A 17,834-nucleotide genomic window follows, 5' to 3' on the forward strand; every position below is an offset into this window, starting at 1 on the left:
AAGGTTGATTTTACAAGGTTAACTGAATGCCTAAGGAAATGGTTCTTGCCAAAGGATAAGCTACGTGACCATAATCCACACCCCTATCGAAAATAGAACCTGTTCTACCCAGATCCGGGTTAAAGCCGCTGTAATTGGTGATGGTGAAAAGGTTATCTGCACTCACATAAGTACGGAAAGAACTGATCTTTAATTTCTTTGCGAAATCATCTTTCAAGGTATAACCCAGCTGTACCGTTTTCATCCGGAAATAAGAGCCATCTTCTAAAAAGCGCGAAGAAGTCTGACTGTTTAAGTTCGGGTCATTCGCTACTACTCTCGGAATGTTCGACTGATTGGTCGGTGTCCATGCGTTTAGGGTAGATTTTGCATAGTTCATCTGCAGGTTTGTACTCTGTAGATCCTGTGCCAGACCATTGTAAATCTTGTTGCCTTGTGATCCCTGGAAGAATACAGCAAGGTCAAAGTTGTGCATGTTCGCATTAAACCCTAAGCCATACTCAAAATCTGGGAAGGGGCTACCAAGGTTTACACGGTCAAGGTTATTGATCTGTCCGTCGCCGTTTTTATCAAAGAACTTTACGTCACCTGGCGCCGCATTTGGCTGGATCAACTGTCCGTCTTTAGCATAAGCGTTGATCTCTTCCTGTGAATTGAAGATGCCCAGCGCCTGGATCAGGTAGAAGGAACCGATAGAGCCACCAGCTTCCGTTAAGGTACTGGTAGCACCGTGGTGGTTTGGCTGACCGCCGAAGATTTGCTGCGAACCTGTTCCAAGTTCAATCACTTTATTGCGCACCGCACTGATCGTTCCGAATACGTTGTAGTTCAATTTGCCTACCGTATTTCCATAGTTCAGGCCAATCTCCACACCATTATTACGAAGCGTACCGGCATTTACAACCGGGTTCGATACAGAACCTGCAGATCCCGGGATCGGTACGTTCAACAGAACGTCAGTAGTTTTCTTAACGAAATAGTCGGCCGTTAAATTCAACTTGTTGCCAAAGAAACCCGCGTCAACACCAATATTCATGGTTTTTGTAGTTTCCCATTTGATGTTTGGAGAAGCAAAAGCGGTTTGAATGGAACCGAACCATCTTTGCTGCGCGTTACCGACAACATAGTTAACGTTGGATGCCACCGCAGCGTTGTACTGGTAATCACCGATCTCCTGGTTACCCAATACACCATAACTGGCTCTTAGTTTCAGGTTTGAGAAGGTTTTCTCCAGCGGTTCAAAGAAGCTTTCATTCATGATGTTCCAGCCCAAAGCCACAGAAGGGAAATTACCATAACGGTTGTTTGCACCAAATCTTGAGGAACCATCACGTCTGAAACTTGCCGTTAAAAGATAGCGATCATCATAAGAATAGATCACACGTCCCAACAGCGAGATCAAGTTGTTTTCAAGTCGGTTACCGGAGTTGGTTGCAATACCGGCACCTGCATCAATCTGATCGATACCATCTGGCAGGTCCGTACGTGCTGTACTGGTGTAATTATAGTTATTGCTTTGGTAGGTATATCCTGCCAATGCCTGAATGCTGTGTTTTCCGAATACCTTGTCGTAGTTCAATGTATTCTCCAACAACAACAGCACATTTTGGTCTTTGCTTAGGCTGATGTCGTTGGTTGGGTGGGTAAACAATGCGCCTACCTGATAGCGTCTGTGATAATCATAGTTGCTGTTAAAAACATTGGTATAACCAAGATTCAAGCGGTACTTTAAACCTTCGATGATGGTAAGCTCCCCGAAGGCATTTGCCAGAATGCTCGTATTTTCACGGGTGATATCTTCCAGATTCAGCTGTGCTACGGGGTTGGCGATGTTTACAACAGAACCAAATGCACCGTCATAGCCACCGATCAGTTCAGGATTATAGATTTTAAAAGCAGGAATCATTTTGATGGCAGATCCCACCGGGTTACCACCTTGTCCACCCCAGCCAGCTGGCATGTTCACGAATTTTTCCCTCGATAACAATACCGTTTCCCCAAATTTCAGTCTACCCTTGGTGGTTTCTGTTTTCACACGAAGGTTATAGCGTTTATAGCCGGTTACATCTACGATACCCTGCTGGTCATTATAACCACCAGACACACTGTACTTGCTGGCCTCACTACCACCACTAACCAAGAGGTTATACTGCTGAATAGGTGCAGCGCGGAAGATGGCATCTTGCCAGTCAGTTCCAACGCCTAAGGCTGCTGGATTAGCCGCCAGCTCCAGCGGTGTTAAACCTGCATTCGCATGTGCCTGATTGTGCACGGTAGCCCATTCCTGTGCATTCAGCACATCAATGTTGCTGGCTTTACTTTGTACACCAACGTTGGCCGTCAACTGCACAACCGGAGCACCACTTTTACCGGATTTCGTGGTCACCAATACCACACCGTTTGCAGCTCTTGATCCATAGATCGCGGCTGCGGAAGCGTCTTTTAACACGTCTACAGACTCGATGTCGGTCTGGTTCAGGTTATTGATGTTCGCTACCTGCACCCCATCCACAATGTAAAGTGGTGTAGCATTATTCAATGAACCTACCCCACGGATCAGGATCCTTGTTCCAGCACCTGGATCACCGCCCGCAGATTCGATCGATACACCCGGCATCCTGCCCTGCAGAGAACGGGTAACATCACTAACGCCCTGGGCTTTGATGTCCGCACCTTTCACAGAAGCTACAGAACCGGTAAGATCCTTGCGGCGAACCGTACCATAACCGATCACCACAACTTCACTCAGCTCTGCCTGACTTTCAGCAAGGGTGATGTTGATGGTTGTACGCCCGTTTGCCGCTACTTCCTGGGTTTCATAACCCACATAAGAAAATACAAGGGTGATGTTTCCACCGGCATTCACCACATACTTACCCTCCGTATCGGTTACCGCGGTCGTGCTCGTACCTTTTACTTTGATACCTACGCCCGGCATGGCTAAACCTGTAGCATCAGTCACGGTTCCTGTGATCCGGGCTTGTTGCACGCTCTTGATTGGAGAAACAGGTCTTTCACGTAAAACAATCGTTTTCTCGTTGATGGAATAGGTCAATGGCTGACCTTCGAAGCAAAGCTCTAAAACTTTGGTTAATGGTTCATTGGTAACGTTAATGCTCAGCTGACGGGTCTGGTTCAGCATTTCCGTCCTATAAAGGAAGTGGTAACCCGTTTGTTTACGAAGCACGTCAAGCACCTCCTTTAGTGAGGCATTTTTAATATTTAAGGTCACATTCTGGCCATAGGTGGCAGCGTTAACCTGAAAGATGGTCGACAAAACAAATACAAGTAAAAGTTTCATCACCATCAGGTACTTTAAAGATTTTCTATCCTTATTCATTATATTGAGTTTAATATTTGGTTGTTATTAGTATGCGAATTGCATGAGCGTTTGGTTTGTCTTGTACTTATGGCATCACGACAATCCTCCTTCCTTCCATTCTGAAATGAACGGATCCAGTTAGCTCCAAAGATTTTAACACGCCTTCTACGCTGTCAAAGCGGGAAACAGTACCGCCGTAGCGACCCTGATCCATTTTGCCCTGATAAGTAACGTCCACGTCATACCAGCGCGAAACCTTTCGCATAATACTCTCAATGTTCTCGTTATCGAAAATGAAATAGCCCTTCTTCCAGGCAATCGCTTCTTCTACGTTTACTTCAGCAATGCTGAAGTCCGACTGTTTACCTAAGCGTGCTTGTTGACCGGGTTTAAGCATTTGATGATTATTGCCGGCACTCAGACGCACAGCGCCCTCCAGCAAAGTGGTTTTGATCTGCGCTTCATCGTCATAAGCATTGACATTGAAATGCGTACCCAGCACTTCAATGCCCATATTATTGACCGTTACTTTAAATGGTTTTTGCTTGTTCCTGGCGACTTCGAAATAAGCCTCCCCTTTTAGCTCTACTTTTCTTTCCGCAGCCGAAAAAACCGATGGGAAGCGCAGTGTAGATGCGGCATTTAGCCAAACATGGGTGCCGTCTGGAAGTACCACCTGGTACTCGCCGCCACGGGGTGTACTGATGGTGTTGTAAACCAGCGCCTGGCCTGTAGCTGGCTTCACCTGATAGATGAGTTTACCCTCCGCCGTTTTACCAACCGTAACATTTCCTTGTTCAGAAATGACGCCATTTTGAACGTCGTCAAGGTTTATCACCGTACCATTAGATAAAGTTAAGGTCGCTTTTGTTGATCCTGGTTTTACAATTGCAGCCGGGCCAGCTTTAGATTGTTTCGCTAGAAGATCCACCTGTGGTTTTGGCTGCAGAGCGAAGAAAACAGCGAACAGTCCGATAAGCAGTACTGCCGCTGCTGCATAGTAATATCGGAATGTTTTAGCCCTGGATGGGCTTTGCTCCATCTCCTGGTGGAGACTTTGCAGGATCCGGCTTTTTATCTGTTCCTGATTGCCTTGTTCAGGTTGCCAGGGATGTTCAAGCAATTGAAAGTCATGCTCATGCTGCTTGAGCAACGCAATTTCCTCTTCGCTGCATAAGCCGGCGAGATACTTCTCCTGCAATCTAAAAAGCTCCTCTGGAGTCATGATATTATATTTGGTTATATACTATCAGATCCTTTTTTAGCGCAGCACACACATAGATTATTAAAATATTTTATTTACGTTTATTCGACCAATTATAACCTTATGCCCCTGAACGAACGTACAGACGCAGAATTATGGAGTGCCATTTGTCTCGATGACAAAAAGGCCTTTGATGCGCTGTTTGAACGCTACTGGACATTGATCTATAACACCGCATTCGCCTACCTCAAAGAAGAGGATGCTTCCTCCCAGATTGTACACGACATCTTTTTGAACCTTTGGCGTAAACGGCATGAATATGAAATCATGCAGTTCAGCGCCTACCTTAGCACAGCTGCAAGGTACCATGTTTTCAAGGCCTTGAAGACCAGAAAAGCCAGTAACCTGGTGTATGTGGAGGACTATACAGAACTTAACGACGGCCGACAGAGTCAGAACATGGGCGACGAGAACATCAATACGGCGGAACTGGAAACTGCATTACAAGGCTCGCTGGATAAACTTCCAAAGCGTTGCCGCGAGATATTCACACTCAGCAGGACGAATCAGCTCTCTAATGACGAGATTGCAGAAAAGTTAAGCATCTCTAAACGGACCGTGGAAAACCAGCTCACAACGGCCTTGCAGTATCTGCGCAATGCATTGAAGTATTTTCCTTTTCAAACCTGAGGATCAGCTTACCCTTTTCCGGTAAACCGCTTCCACCCATTCCATATTTTTACAAGTTTCACAAGGCACGTCTACCGCGGGCTCCAGATGATAGGTCCGGGCACATTTGGAACAGGCATATAAACCAGATTTTGAGATCTTTGTGCTCTTGCTTTCAAATTCATCCGGCAGGATCGGCAAACCTGGAAGCACCTCCTCATCGGGAAAATAAAACACACTCAAGCTGCCGGTATCTTCCAGCACCGCATATTTTACCTGCCCCATCTGATCGACATGTTGCCCACGAAGTGCACCTAGAAATTCATCCGATCCAAGCTCTTTGGAGTTCAGCTCATCCAGGCACATCTTGCCTTCGCGGATGATGTAAATGGGCTTACCTTCCATCAGGAATTCAAACCATTCAAATTTAGTGATGAGCCAGATGATAAGCCGGTAAACGGCCAATACCAGCGCGAAGACCGCCAGGGCATGCAACATCCCTACATCATCATAGAACATGGAATCTCCCGCAGCAGAGCCCAGGGTGATGATCATTACCATCTCAAAGATCGACAGCTGCTGTACACCACGCTTGCCAGTAAACCGGAGCACGATTACAACCGCCAGAAACATGATTGGAGTCCGGAAAAGTATCTCCCAGAAGAAGGCGTATTCCTGATCGCTAAAAAAAATCCGATGCCAGTCGAAGTCCATACTATTGCTTTGTATCTACCATAAGGTAAATACCTGCTAATTTGTTTTGAACAGGAATTCCGATATCCAGCAGGCCTGACTATAAACTTTTCAGGCGTTTCATAAACAGCGGGAAAGCCTCTTTAAGCTCCTCGAAAAGTGGATTATTCCGGTTCTTGATCATCACTTCAGAGAACAGCTTCAAACCCAGTGCAAATTCAGTGGCCTGCTCCTGATCTTTAAAAGGATCTTTTTCCCGTATTCTCTCGATAATCGCAAACACTTCATCGTGATTGCTGAAATCAATTTCCATTGATTTAGCTGGTTCAGTCTCCCCATTTGCATAATGTTTCAACTCCAGTGTAAGGTGATATTTATTGTTTCTTTTTTCCATGGCATTTATTTTAAGACAAGAAAAGCATATTGTGCATTTATGAGGGTGTAGAACAGAAGACAAGGACAAGATAGGCTGTAGGTTGACTCGCCCTCAACCCGGCCTTGATACGCCCTCGAACCGGGGTTGACTCGCCCCGAGCCGGATCAAGGGCCTGTCAACCCCGGCTGAAAGCTGAAGCAATGCGCCGTCTGCTGTCAATTATTTAGCTGTTGCTTTCTTTTCAAACAGGCTGCTGGTATAATCCAGCAATTCAGCACCACCAACTTTCCCATGTCCCGGAATGATCAGCTTTGCTGCCGGATATCTGGCTTTGACTTTCTGTACCGTTGAGGGCCAGGCGCTTTCGTCCGCATCTTCCAGGTTACCTTTACTGGCGCCGATCTCCTTGATCAGGCAGCCGCCAAACATGATCTTCTCTGAAGGCACATAGGCGACCACATTATCGCGGGTATGCCCGGCACCAAAATACCCTACCTGGACGGACATGCCACCCACTGAGAGTACCTGCGAGCTCCTAAATCCATGCTTTGGAACCGGAAAGTGCTTTTGTTTTGCAAATTCAAGCGTCTGCACCTGTGCATAAGATGGAATGCCAGCAGCATGAAAAGTCTCAAGGCCGCCCAGGCAGTCTGCGTGAAAATGCGTGGCAACTACTGCTTTTACTTTGCTGCTGAGGTTCGTTTTGATCCAGTTGATCAGCTCCAGTGTAGCCTGATCTTCCGCTGGTGTATCAAAAACCAGAGCCTCATGATCATCAACCACGATCATGCCGTTGCAGGACACCTTTCCAAAATCCTTCGTGTTCAGGTAAGAAATATGTTGAAAGACATGATCCGACAGGCGGATAATCTCCAGATTAGTTGACTTATAATTTTGTGCATGCAATGGCCTATTAAGTCCAAGCAAAAGGAAACTGGCTACAAGCAGTTCAAGAGGTAATCTCATCGGCGAAATTTTATACTCAAAAATAAACATGTTATCCAGGAATTTCCGCGAACGGTATATGTACTTATTTATTATCGCCACTAAACATTTTTTTAAAATTTCCTTTAATAATTCCCTGAAAGTTGATACTTTGCAGTACCCTATAAACCGTCCTTAACCTACCTCATTATGAGTAAAAGTGATATTTATATCATTGAAGACAACGAGGATATTGGATACGTTTTAACCTACTTTTTACAAGACGAAGGTTACAATGTTTCCCTGTTCCCAACCGTTGCGGATTTTAATATGGCTTTTGAGAAAAGCTGCCCAGATCTTTTTTTAATTGATGTAATGCTACCCGACGGAAACGGCATCAATGTATGTACTTATATCAAAAACAACACCCGAACGGGTCAAATTCCTGTGATCCTGATGTCGGCCCATGCACCAGCAGAGCTCATGAGTAAGGAGTCTTGCGCAAACGCTTTTCTAAATAAGCCTTTTGACCTGCACGTACTGCTTGGCACCATCAGGGAACATCTCAGCTAAGCCAGCACATAATATCCAGGACAAGAAGGTCGTTATGGTAAGTTCAAAACATATGCATGGCAAATAACTCGTCCCCAATACCTCATAATGAACTGGAAAGAATTATTGCTCTTTCCAATTTTGATTTAGACTTTACCAATATCGAAGACAATTTCAAGGATCTTACCCTGCTGGCGACCAAGGTTACCGGAACGGAGATTTCCCTGATCAACATCATTGACTCCTTTACGCAGTGGACCATTGCGAACCAGGGTATCGAACTGGAGCAAATGCCCAGGGAGGAATCTGTTTGCCAATACACGATCATGTCAGACACTTCCTTTGAAGTTCAGGATTTGACGCTTGATGAGCGCTTTAGTACAAAGTTCTACGTGAAAGGTCCCGAGGGGCTACGGTACTACTTTGGTATGCCGTTAAAACTGTCGCCGGGCCTGAATGTGGGCGCACTTTGCGTTTTGGACAAAGAGGTGAAAGCCTTAAGTGCGGAAAAGATTGAGTTGCTGGAAATCATCGCACAGACGGTTGTAAAGCGGCTGAAGTCCATTCAGGCACTTGAACTTTTGCGTGCAAAGCTCAACGAATCCAATGCATCCAAAAAGAAGGCGGCGCATGATATCAGAGGTCCACTTGGGGGCATTATCGGACTGTCGGACTTGATCGCAGAACAGGGTGCCAAGGGAGATGTGTCGGAATTCATGGAATATATAAACATGATCAATAAGAGCGGACGTTCACTGCTCGACCTGGCAGATGAAATCCTATCCGAAGAAAAGGTACAAACACTGGCAGAAAACGAGTTCAACTTACCTTTATTTAAAGACAAGCTTCAAAAACTCTATCAGCCGCAGGCGAAATTCAAAAACGTTGATCTTGAAATCAGCCTGAATGCAGGTCATGAGTCCGTCCCATTTTCAAAGAACAAGCTGTTGCAGATTGCAGGAAATCTAATTTCCAATGCCATCAAGTTTACCGCAGCAGGCGGAAAAGTCTCCGTTCATCTGGGTTTAAGCCTGAGTACAACGGAGAAATTATTAACCATTACGGTAACTGACACCGGCGTGGGTCTGGATACAGCGGTCATTCAGCAGGTCCTCGCTGGAAAGGCACAAACGACCATAGGCACCGGAGGTGAAAGAGGTTATGGCTTTGGCCTGAGCCTGGTATCCCACCTGGTGGAATCTTTGAATGGCCTGATCAGCGTAAACTCTGCTCCCGGCAAAGGCACGGCATTCGAAGTTGTCCTTCCACAAAGTTTATAAGCATCAATGCTGCTGCCCTCCGCCGCAGCATTGATGCTATTTAAAAAATTTATCTTAAGGGCCTGTAATATTGCAGTGATTGCTCCTACTAATACCGTATATGGAGAAGCCCGACGAAGAAACCTTTACCAAATTAGTCGTATCGAACCGCGCAAGTATCTATCGCATTTGCCGTGCATACATTTATGACGCCTCGTTAGCCGATGATCTGTATCAGGAGATCCTGTTTCAGATCTGGAAAAGCATCAAGAATTTCAAAGGACATGCAAAAGTGAGCACTTGGGTTTACCGGATTGCAGTAAATACCGCGATCAGTTTTAACCTGAAAAACAAGCGCCACCAGCATGAACCAATCCCTGATTTTTTTCCTGTAGCATACGAGGATACCATGGAAGACAAAAAGGAATCTGAAGTTAGGCTTGATCACCTGAGGTATTGCATTAATCAACTTGAGCCGGCAGACAGGCTGATTATTTCGCTGGTACTTGAAGACAAAAGCTATAAAGATATTGCAGAAATCACCGGGAACAATGCAAATCTGGTTGGAGTCAAGATCAACAGAATTAAAGGTAGATTATTAAAACTGATGTCAACACCGCAGCATTATGAACTTTGAAGAACTAAAAAGTAGCTGGCAAACCCAGCCTGTAAACTCCGGAATGGAGCTGAATGAATTGAAAAGAAACCTGGACTCCAAGTGGAACAAGTACCAGAGCAGCCTTTATCGTACCAACCTCTGCATGTCCCTCGGGTTCCTTGCCGCAACGATCGCCATTGTAACGGTGTATATCAAGTTTGAGGCGGAATTTGGGCTGGCCTTTAAGCTAAGCCTTGCTTCTACCTGCCTGTTGATGATCGTTTTTGCAGCCATCGCCTGGAGGAGCTATGATTTTAAGAAAGATAATCTGGAAATTAGCAGCAATGACTTTGTAGCATATCAATTGAAGAAAATTAATTGGCAGCGTAAGGTCATCAGTCAGTACATCTGGATCTATATGGTACTGCTCTGGCTAGCGGTGATGATGTACATCTGGGAAATTACAAGCCCGGGCACTGCAGTGTTTAGATACTCCGCCATGGGTTTAACTACCCTGTTTCTGCTTATCGTTTCCTTTCGCGATGGCAGCAAGCAGAAAGCACGTTTGGCAAGGCTGGATGAAATGAGCAAGGAGCTTGAACAAACCTATTTATAGACAATCATCTGGCTCACCAAAGGCGGTCAATACAAAGCATTTCGCTGCAGCAAACCCTTATGCGTAGTAATTAATTGTTAATGAGGCAGTTCTTGGCTTGGTAATTGGACAGTTCATTTTCTACACTTAAACCAAAGGATATGGATACGATTAAAAAGTTTGACTTGATGCAGAAGATTGCAAATGAATTGATTGATTTGCAAAATTCACAACAAGCATTAATTCAAAAGCTAGGCAAAATAGAAGTAGACAATATCGAATTGGGCGATAAGCGTCTTGAACAAGACCTTCCTGATATGCATCAGCGTGTTGCGGATAATTTGGACACCATTGGTTCCATTTTGGAATACTTTGATGAAAAGAAAGACAATTTTGGAGCTAAAAACAATGTTGATGCTTTAAAAGAGGAGCAAACGATAAAGAACCTGAATATTTAAGCACCATTCAAAGCGCATTTTAGTTGATTACAACCGGAACACTTTAATTGTTCCGGTTTTTTTATGCCTGATCAATAATATCACGGCATCGTTACGGTAAAAATCTAATCTATTATTAAAACAAGTCGATAAAAAACATATTTTAGGTTAAATTTCATTCCGTCAACCTTCAAAATCCGCTTATGACCAAAAAGTTTACAATCCTTGCAGGCCTAATTACATTAAGCAATCTGATCTATGCACAAGATCCGCCCACGAAAGCTGCTGCTCCGGGCGCTAAATCAACTTCAAGCAATGTTTCGCCTGATTTATCTAAACTTAAGAAGTACGAAGGTTACTTTAATTTTTACCATGAGGAGAAGTCAGGCAAAATTTACCTGGAGATAGACAAGCTGGATCAGGAGTTTTTATACTTCAGATCGCTGGCTTCTGGTGTAGGTAACGGCGGACCGGAACGTGGACAAGCTGCTGCAACCATCGCGAAGTTCATTAAAGCAGGGCCAAAGATCCTGATGGTAGAGCCCGTTTATAATTACCGGGCAATTAGTGACAATAAGGATGAGGTGAAAGCGGTTGAACAGAATTTCGCGAAGTCCGTAACCTACGCTTTTACACCGGTTTCCAGCAGCGGCGGGAGATACCTGGTAGACCTTACTCCTTTTATCATCCGCGATAATCAAGGTATTGCCGCAAGACTGGGTGTAACGGGCACCTTCGGTAGCCGCTCGGTTTCAAATGGCAGTTCGTATAAGCTTGACGAAAACCGCTCGGTGGTGTTTATGGATAATACGAAGAACTTCCCGAAGAATACGGAGTTTGAAGCCATGTTAACCTTCACGGGCGGCACTGCTGGCGGACGAAGCAGCCTTGCACCTGACGCCACCGCCGTAACGGTGAATATGCATCAATCTTTTGTGGCCTTGCCTGATGACGGCTATAAACCGCGAAAGTTCGACAGCCGTTCTTCTTTTCAGCAGTTTTCTTATATGGATTTCTCCGCACCAATGTCGGAGCCCATTGTAAAGCGATTTATCCGCCGGCACCGCCTGCAGAAGAAAGATCCTTCAGCGGCGAAAAGTGAGGCGGTTAACCCCATCCGCTATTATGTGGACCGTGGTATTCCTGCGCCGATCAAGAAGGCACTACTCGATGGAGGTGCCTGGTGGAATCAGGCTTTCGAAGCTGCAGGATATCTAAACGCCTTTCAGATCGAGGAGCTGCCTGTAGGTGCCGATCCGATGGACATGCGGTATAACATGGTGAACTGGATTACAAGATCTGGCAGCCCAACGCGGGCATTTTCTTATGGCTCTTCTTACACCGACCCACGTACTGGCGAGATCATCAAAGGGGTGGTAACGCTTGGTTCCGACCGCCACCGCCAGGATTACCTGATCGCAGAAGCACTGCTGCAACCTTATGAAACTGGAAAACCTGTGCCTAGCTTAATGGAAGAAATTGCATTGGCCAGGATCAGGCAGCTGTCAGCACACGAGATTGGTCATACCTTAGGCTTAAACCACAACTTCGCCGCCAGTCCGAAAGAACGTGGTTCTGTAATGGATTACCCATATCCAAGGTTCTCGCTGCGACCAGATGGTACAGTCGATCTTTCCAATGCTTATGCTTCTGGCATTGGCAGCTGGGATAAGCGTGCCATCATGTGGGGTTATGCGCAATTCAACGATGCCGCAGCAGAGGAGAAAGGCCTTGATCAGATCATGAAAGAAACGCTTGCGCAGGGCTTCGTTTACATCCCGGATATTGGCGGCAATGCACATCCGACTTCGCACCAGTGGGATGATGGGGAAAATCCGATCGACCAGATGACGAACATCATGACCGTCAGAGCGGCTGTACTGGAACGTTTTTCTGAAAAAGCAATCCGTGATGGTGAACCCATGTCAACCCTGGAAGAAGTTCTGGTGCCGGCATATTTGCTGCACCGCTTTCAGATCGAAGCGGTAGCGAAGTCCATAGGTGGCTTGTATTTCACGCACGCCGTTAAGAACGACGGACAAGTAACCACACGGATGGTAGACCCGAAAGTGCAATGGCAGGCATTCGAGTCCTTGATGTCGACCATTACACCCGATGCATTGGCGCTGCCTGAGCAGCTGATCCAAAAGATTCCACCACGTCCTTCCGGTTATCCGGCTTCCATAGAGACGTTTAAAGGACATACCGGACCAACATTCGACCCGATCGCTGCAGCCGAATCAGCCGCCAGTACTACGCTGTCTTACCTGCTGGATGCTGAACGGGCGAGCCGCTTGATCGAGTATAATGCCAGAGACAAAAAGAACCCAAGCTTTATAGAAGTTGCTGACCGGCTAGTTGAAAAAACCTGGAAGACTGGAAAAGAAAAGGGCTATAAAGGAGAACTACAGACCGTGGTGAATAACCAGGTGCTGAAATACCTGATCATGCTTGCAGCGAATACCAGAGCTTCTGAAGTTGTACGCGGGCAGGCCTTGTATGAACTTGAAGAACTTAAAACCTGGATGAATAACAAACTGCCCAATGCTGATGCAAGGGATAAGTCGACCTACCTGTTCGCGCTGTCGCAAATAGATGAATTTAAACGGGAACCCAACAAGTTTGTAACTCCTGAAGCTACTGAAATGCCGCCAGGCGCACCAATCGGCATGCCTGGCATGGATTTCTTAAGTCAATGCAGTTACAACAACCTGTAACTATTTTGCCATAGGATAACCTTTATCCGTCCAATCGGCTTTGATGCTGGTTGGAAGGTTCAGGATCTTGGCATTGGTATAGCCTAGCTTTTGCAGCATATTAAAAGCGGGCTTTACATTCGGGCAATGCTCAAAGGGGCAACAGCCACAATAAATGACAATCGGGCTGGTCTTCGGTTTATCCTTTAATTCGGATTTAAGCTGTGCCAGCCCTTCTTCTTTACTTGCCGCAGCAAGTTTCTTTGCACCCTGGATGTTACTCACGAATCCGATGTTGTAAATGTTCGGCTTCGCCGCCCTTGGATTCTGAAGAATGTCGACCAAAGTCTTGGTTTGCATCAGATGTTTATCCGGCCAGACCTGCTTTTTCAGGCTGAGGCCCTGCGCATTAGCTGTTACCACAAACAGCATACAGGCAAGGACATTTATACAAAGAAATTTAAGGTTTTTCATAGCTGGTAATTTTAGGTAAAGATAGACGCTCCTATCCAAAGGGAAGCAACCAGGTTCAGAATAATATTTGGAGCAGAGCAACTGGTTGGACGCCGTTTACAATTTAATTGGCCTAAAATCCATTTTTCTTGTTTTATAGTATTCTTTGTTGCATTTTTGTAGCTGCTTATAGAGAAAGATGGAGGGACAGACCCTGCGAAGTCTTAGCAACCTGTGCTTACAAGGTGCTACATTCTACTGGAGCCATTTCATCGCGGCTACAGAAAGATAAGTGATTCGAATCCTACCCCGGAATCTTGATTAAGCCTTTAGTATACACGCCTTTGCAATGATCTGCGAAGCAGGTATGCTTAATTACCTAGGAAATGAGCATTAGAGAAGAACTCGAAAAACGCATACTGATTATCGATGGTGCTATGGGCACCATGATCCAACGTTACCAGCTTACAGAAGCTGATTTCAGAGGAGAAAGGTTCAAGGATCATCCTTGCGACCTGAAAGGGAATAACGATTTATTAAACCTTACACGCCCTGATGTCATCAAGGCGATCCATCTGGAGTACCTGAAAGCAGGTGCCGATATCATAGAAACCAATACCTTCAGCACACAACGGATCTCCATGGCCGATTACCAGATGGAAGACCTGTCTTACGAACTGAGCTATGAAGGTGCAAGAATTGCCAAGGAAACCGTAAGGGAGTTTATGGCTGAACACCCGGAGCGCAGGAGTTTTGTGGCTGGGGCCATTGGCCCGACAAACCGCACGCTTTCCATGTCGCCCGATGTGAATGACCCTGGTTTCCGCGCCATTTACTTCGACGAGCTGGAAGCCGCCTATACCGAGCAGGTACGTGGACTGGTTGACGGCGGTGCTGATGTACTTCTGATTGAAACCATCTTTGATACGCTGAATGCAAAGGCTGCCATCGTGGCCATCAAAAAGTATGAACATGAAATAGGCCGTAAACTGGAGATCATGATCTCCGGCACGATTACGGATGCTTCCGGCCGGACCCTATCTGGCCAAACGGCAGAAGCATTCTTAAACTCGGTTGCGCATGCCAAACCGTTAAGTATTGGTTTTAACTGTGCCCTGGGTGCGAAAGAAATGCGGCCGCACATTGAAGAGCTTTCCGCAAAAGCAGGCTGCTACATTTCTGCTTATCCGAATGCAGGTTTACCAAATGAGTTCGGCGCCTACGACGAGCAGCCACATGAAACCGCACACTTCGTGGAAGATTTCATTGAGCATCGCTTTGTGAATATCGTGGGTGGTTGCTGCGGCACCACGCCTGATCACATCAAGTGCATTGCCGGGAAAGCGAAAAATGTACAACCAAGGAAGATTCCGTCCATTGACATGCACCTGCGTCTCAGCGGACTGGAACCTGTTACCATCACCCCGGAGAGTATCTTCGCAAACATCGGCGAACGGACCAACATTACCGGTTCGCCTAAATTCTCCAAGTTGATCCTTGGAGGTGATTATGAGGGAGCACTTAGTGTAGCCCGCCAGCAGGTGGAAGGTGGTGCCCAGATCATCGATGTGAACATGGATGAGGGTATGATCGATTCGGAGGCTGCCATGACCAAGTTCCTTAATCTGATCGCCTCTGAACCGGACATCTCGAAACTGCCCATCATGATCGACTCCTCCAAATGGACGGTTATTGAAGCAGGTTTGAAGTGTATCCAGGGAAAAGGTATTGTGAACTCCATCTCCCTGAAGGAAGGTGAAGAGAAGTTTAAGGAGAGTGCAAGGAAGATCATGCAGTATGGCGCAGCTGTGGTGGTGATGGCCTTCGATGAACAAGGACAGGCAGACAACCTGGAACGCAGGATTGAGATCTGTCAGCGTTCCTACGACATCCTGCTGAACGAAGTGGGCTTCTACCCCGCCGACATCATCTTTGACCCGAACATTCTGACCGTGGGTACTGGCCTGGAAGAGCACAACAACTATGCGGTAGACTTCATCAACGCAACCCGTTGGATTAAGGAAAACCTGCCGCATGCACATGTGAGTGGTGGTGTTTCCAACATCTCTTTCTCTTTCCGCGGCAACAACACCGTGCGTGAAGCGATGCACTCCGCGTTTTTGTACCACGCCATCAAGGCTGGCCTGACAATGGGTATCGTGAATGCGGGCATGTTGGAGGTGTATGAAGAAATTCCTCCAGTACTATTGGAACTGGTGGAAGATGTCCTTTTCAACCGTCGCGATGATGCCACAGAGCGCCTGGTGGAATATGCAGATACGATTAAAAGTAAAGGCAAGGAAGTGGTGCGTGATGAAGCCTGGCGCAAAGGTACCGTCGAAGAAAGACTATCCCATGCCCTGGTAAAAGGTATTATAGAATACCTGGATGACGATGTTGAAGAAGCTCGTCAGCAATATGCTAAACCCATCCAGGTTATTGAAGGGCCTTTGATGGACGGTATGAACATCGTGGGCGACCTGTTTGGCGCCGGAAAGATGTTCCTGCCGCAGGTGGTGAAGTCTGCCCGCGTAATGAAGAAAGCCGTTGCCTATCTACTGCCCTTTATAGAGCAGGAAAAGCTGGACAACCCTGATGAGAACCAAAGTTCTTCTGCGGGCAGGGTGCTTATGGCTACCGTAAAAGGGGATGTTCATGACATCGGGAAGAACATTGTGGGCGTAGTACTTGCCTGCAACAACTTCGAGGTGGTGGATATGGGTGTGATGGTGCCTGCACAGGACATCATCAAGAAAGCCAGAGAGATCAATGCAGACATCATTGGCCTCAGCGGACTAATCACTCCTTCTCTGGATGAAATGGTGCATTTCGCGAAAGAGATGGAGCGTGAAGGGTTTACCATTCCGTTGATCATTGGTGGTGCAACGACCTCAAGGATCCACGTGGCCGTAAAGGTGGCACCGCACTACTCCGGACCTGCCATCCATGTGTTGGATGCATCCAGAAGTGTGACGGTTTGCAGCTCCTTGCTCAACCCACAATCGAAAGACGAATACGTCAGTGGCATCCGTGCGGAATATGAAAAAGCAAGGATAGCACACTTAAATAAACGTTCCGACAAGCGCTTCAAAAGCATTGAAGAGGCACGTGCAAATAAATACCAGATCGACCTTTCAAAGGTCGCACCTAAACCAAAGTTCCTGGGCACGAAGATCATCCAGGACTTCCCACTGGAAGAACTGGTGCCTTATATCGACTGGACACCTTTCTTCCATACCTGGGAGTTAAGAGGCAGCTTCCCGAAGATCTTTGATGATTCTTACGTAGGTGATGTTGCAAAGAAGCTTTATGCGGATGCGCAGCTCATGCTGGCGCAGATTGTAGCTGAAAAGCGCCTGAAAGCGAAAGCGGTGATCGGCTTCTGGCCGGCAAACACCATCGGTGATGATATCCAACTGGATGTAAACGGGCAACCGGTTACTATCCATACTTTACGTCAGCAAGGGGAGAAAGTAGCTGGAGATCCATACTATGCACTAGCTGACTTCATTGCACCGCAGGAATCCGGTGTGGAAGATTACTTCGGCGGTTTTGCTTTAACGGCAGGTATCGGCTGTGATGAAATGGTTGCTGAATACGAGCGTAACCATGATGATTACAACAGCATCCTGGTGAAGGCACTTGCAGACAGGCTTGCCGAAGCCTTTGCTGAGAAGATGCATGAGCTGGTACGTACCGAATACTGGGGTTATGCTCCTGAGGAAGCTTTCAGCAATGAAGAACTGATCAAAGAGAAATATGTGGGTATCCGCCCTGCGCCAGGTTATCCGGCCTGTCCAGATCATACAGAAAAGGGTACGCTGTTCGAGTTACTTGATGCCGAGCAACAGATTGGCCTGAAGATCACCGAAAGCTATGCGATGTACCCGACCGCAGCCGTGAGCGGCTTCTATTTCTCACATCCGCAATCCAGGTACTTCGGCCTGGGGAAAATAGACAAAGATCAGGTAGCCGACTATGCCGTCCGCAAGGGCATGTCGCTGGAAGAAGCAGAACGCTGGCTCGGACCAAACTTAGCCTACTAACCATACCATC

At 46.6% G+C, this 17,834-nt stretch carries 14 protein-coding genes and 1 riboswitch; of the genes, 8 read left to right on the forward strand and 6 right to left on the reverse strand.

Features of this window, described 5'->3' with window-relative positions:
* Positions 1 to 10: 10 nt before the first annotated feature.
* Together AC5WJX_RS08500 and AC5WJX_RS08505 are read right to left on the reverse strand one after the other, a co-directional pair.
* Entirely contained in the window at positions 11 to 3,340 is a 3,330-nt protein-coding gene (locus AC5WJX_RS08500) for a TonB-dependent receptor (RefSeq protein WP_494484176.1), read from the reverse strand.
* 67 nt (positions 3,341 to 3,407) lie between these two features.
* Positions 3,408 to 4,547: a FecR family protein gene (locus AC5WJX_RS08505; RefSeq protein WP_494484177.1), complete on the reverse strand. Its 1,140-nt coding sequence runs from the start codon at positions 4,545 to 4,547 to the stop codon at positions 3,408 to 3,410.
* A gap of 102 nt (positions 4,548 to 4,649) precedes the next feature.
* Between AC5WJX_RS08505 and AC5WJX_RS08510 the strand changes: the two genes are divergently transcribed.
* Positions 4,650 to 5,216 (forward strand): RNA polymerase sigma-70 factor, encoded by a 567-nt coding sequence (locus tag AC5WJX_RS08510; protein WP_440431482.1) that lies wholly within the window; start codon positions 4,650 to 4,652, stop codon positions 5,214 to 5,216.
* A gap of 3 nt (positions 5,217 to 5,219) precedes the next feature.
* Here the strand turns inward: AC5WJX_RS08510 and AC5WJX_RS08515 are convergent, their stop codons facing one another.
* From AC5WJX_RS08515 to bla, 3 genes are all read right to left on the reverse strand, one after another.
* Complete coding sequence (locus AC5WJX_RS08515) at positions 5,220 to 5,909, reverse strand: DUF421 domain-containing protein (RefSeq protein WP_494484178.1); 690 nt, start codon at positions 5,907 to 5,909, stop codon at positions 5,220 to 5,222.
* Between the two features lie 79 nt (positions 5,910 to 5,988).
* A complete protein-coding gene (locus AC5WJX_RS08520; protein ID WP_440431479.1) occupies positions 5,989 to 6,282 on the reverse strand; it encodes a DUF3861 domain-containing protein in 294 nt (97 codons plus the stop codon).
* A gap of 201 nt (positions 6,283 to 6,483) precedes the next feature.
* Positions 6,484 to 7,230, reverse strand: coding sequence for a subclass B1 metallo-beta-lactamase (bla, locus tag AC5WJX_RS08525; RefSeq protein WP_494484179.1), 747 nt, complete (start codon positions 7,228 to 7,230; stop codon positions 6,484 to 6,486).
* A gap of 168 nt (positions 7,231 to 7,398) precedes the next feature.
* On the opposite strand from bla, the gene AC5WJX_RS08530 reads away from it, so the two are divergent.
* From AC5WJX_RS08530 to AC5WJX_RS08555, 6 genes are all read left to right on the forward strand, one after another.
* The gene (locus AC5WJX_RS08530; RefSeq protein ID WP_494484180.1) at positions 7,399 to 7,761 is read left to right on the forward strand and encodes a response regulator transcription factor; all 363 of its coding nucleotides are present in this window, start codon (positions 7,399 to 7,401) and stop codon (positions 7,759 to 7,761) included.
* A gap of 56 nt (positions 7,762 to 7,817) precedes the next feature.
* Positions 7,818 to 9,020, forward strand: coding sequence for a GAF domain-containing sensor histidine kinase (locus AC5WJX_RS08535; RefSeq protein ID WP_494484181.1), 1,203 nt, complete (start codon positions 7,818 to 7,820; stop codon positions 9,018 to 9,020).
* Positions 9,021 to 9,120: 100 nt separating this feature from the next.
* The gene (locus AC5WJX_RS08540) at positions 9,121 to 9,636 is read left to right on the forward strand and encodes an RNA polymerase sigma factor (protein ID WP_440431472.1); all 516 of its coding nucleotides are present in this window, start codon (positions 9,121 to 9,123) and stop codon (positions 9,634 to 9,636) included.
* Positions 9,626 to 10,213, forward strand: coding sequence for a hypothetical protein (locus AC5WJX_RS08545; protein WP_494484182.1), 588 nt, complete (start codon positions 9,626 to 9,628; stop codon positions 10,211 to 10,213). The genes AC5WJX_RS08540 and AC5WJX_RS08545 overlap by 11 nt, the downstream gene beginning before the upstream one ends.
* Positions 10,214 to 10,353: 140 nt before the next feature.
* Positions 10,354 to 10,650, forward strand: a complete 297-nt coding sequence (locus AC5WJX_RS08550) for a hypothetical protein (protein WP_440431468.1) — start codon at positions 10,354 to 10,356, stop codon at positions 10,648 to 10,650.
* A 182-nt stretch (positions 10,651 to 10,832) separates the two neighbouring features.
* Positions 10,833 to 13,346 (forward strand): zinc-dependent metalloprotease, encoded by a 2,514-nt coding sequence (locus AC5WJX_RS08555; protein ID WP_494484183.1) that lies wholly within the window; start codon positions 10,833 to 10,835, stop codon positions 13,344 to 13,346.
* Here AC5WJX_RS08555 and AC5WJX_RS08560 read toward each other — a convergent pair whose 3' ends face one another.
* Positions 13,347 to 13,799, reverse strand: a complete 453-nt coding sequence (locus tag AC5WJX_RS08560) for a rhodanese-like domain-containing protein (RefSeq protein ID WP_494484184.1) — start codon at positions 13,797 to 13,799, stop codon at positions 13,347 to 13,349. It lies immediately after the preceding gene.
* A 163-nt stretch (positions 13,800 to 13,962) separates the two neighbouring features.
* Positions 13,963 to 14,073, forward strand: a riboswitch (SAM riboswitch).
* A 91-nt stretch (positions 14,074 to 14,164) separates the two neighbouring features.
* On the opposite strand from AC5WJX_RS08560, the gene metH reads away from it, so the two are divergent.
* Positions 14,165 to 17,824 (forward strand): methionine synthase, encoded by a 3,660-nt coding sequence (metH, locus tag AC5WJX_RS08565; protein WP_494484185.1) that lies wholly within the window; start codon positions 14,165 to 14,167, stop codon positions 17,822 to 17,824.
* Positions 17,825 to 17,834 lie beyond the last annotated feature (10 nt).

The organism is Pedobacter sp. NEAU-ZC8 (assembly GCF_059278965.1).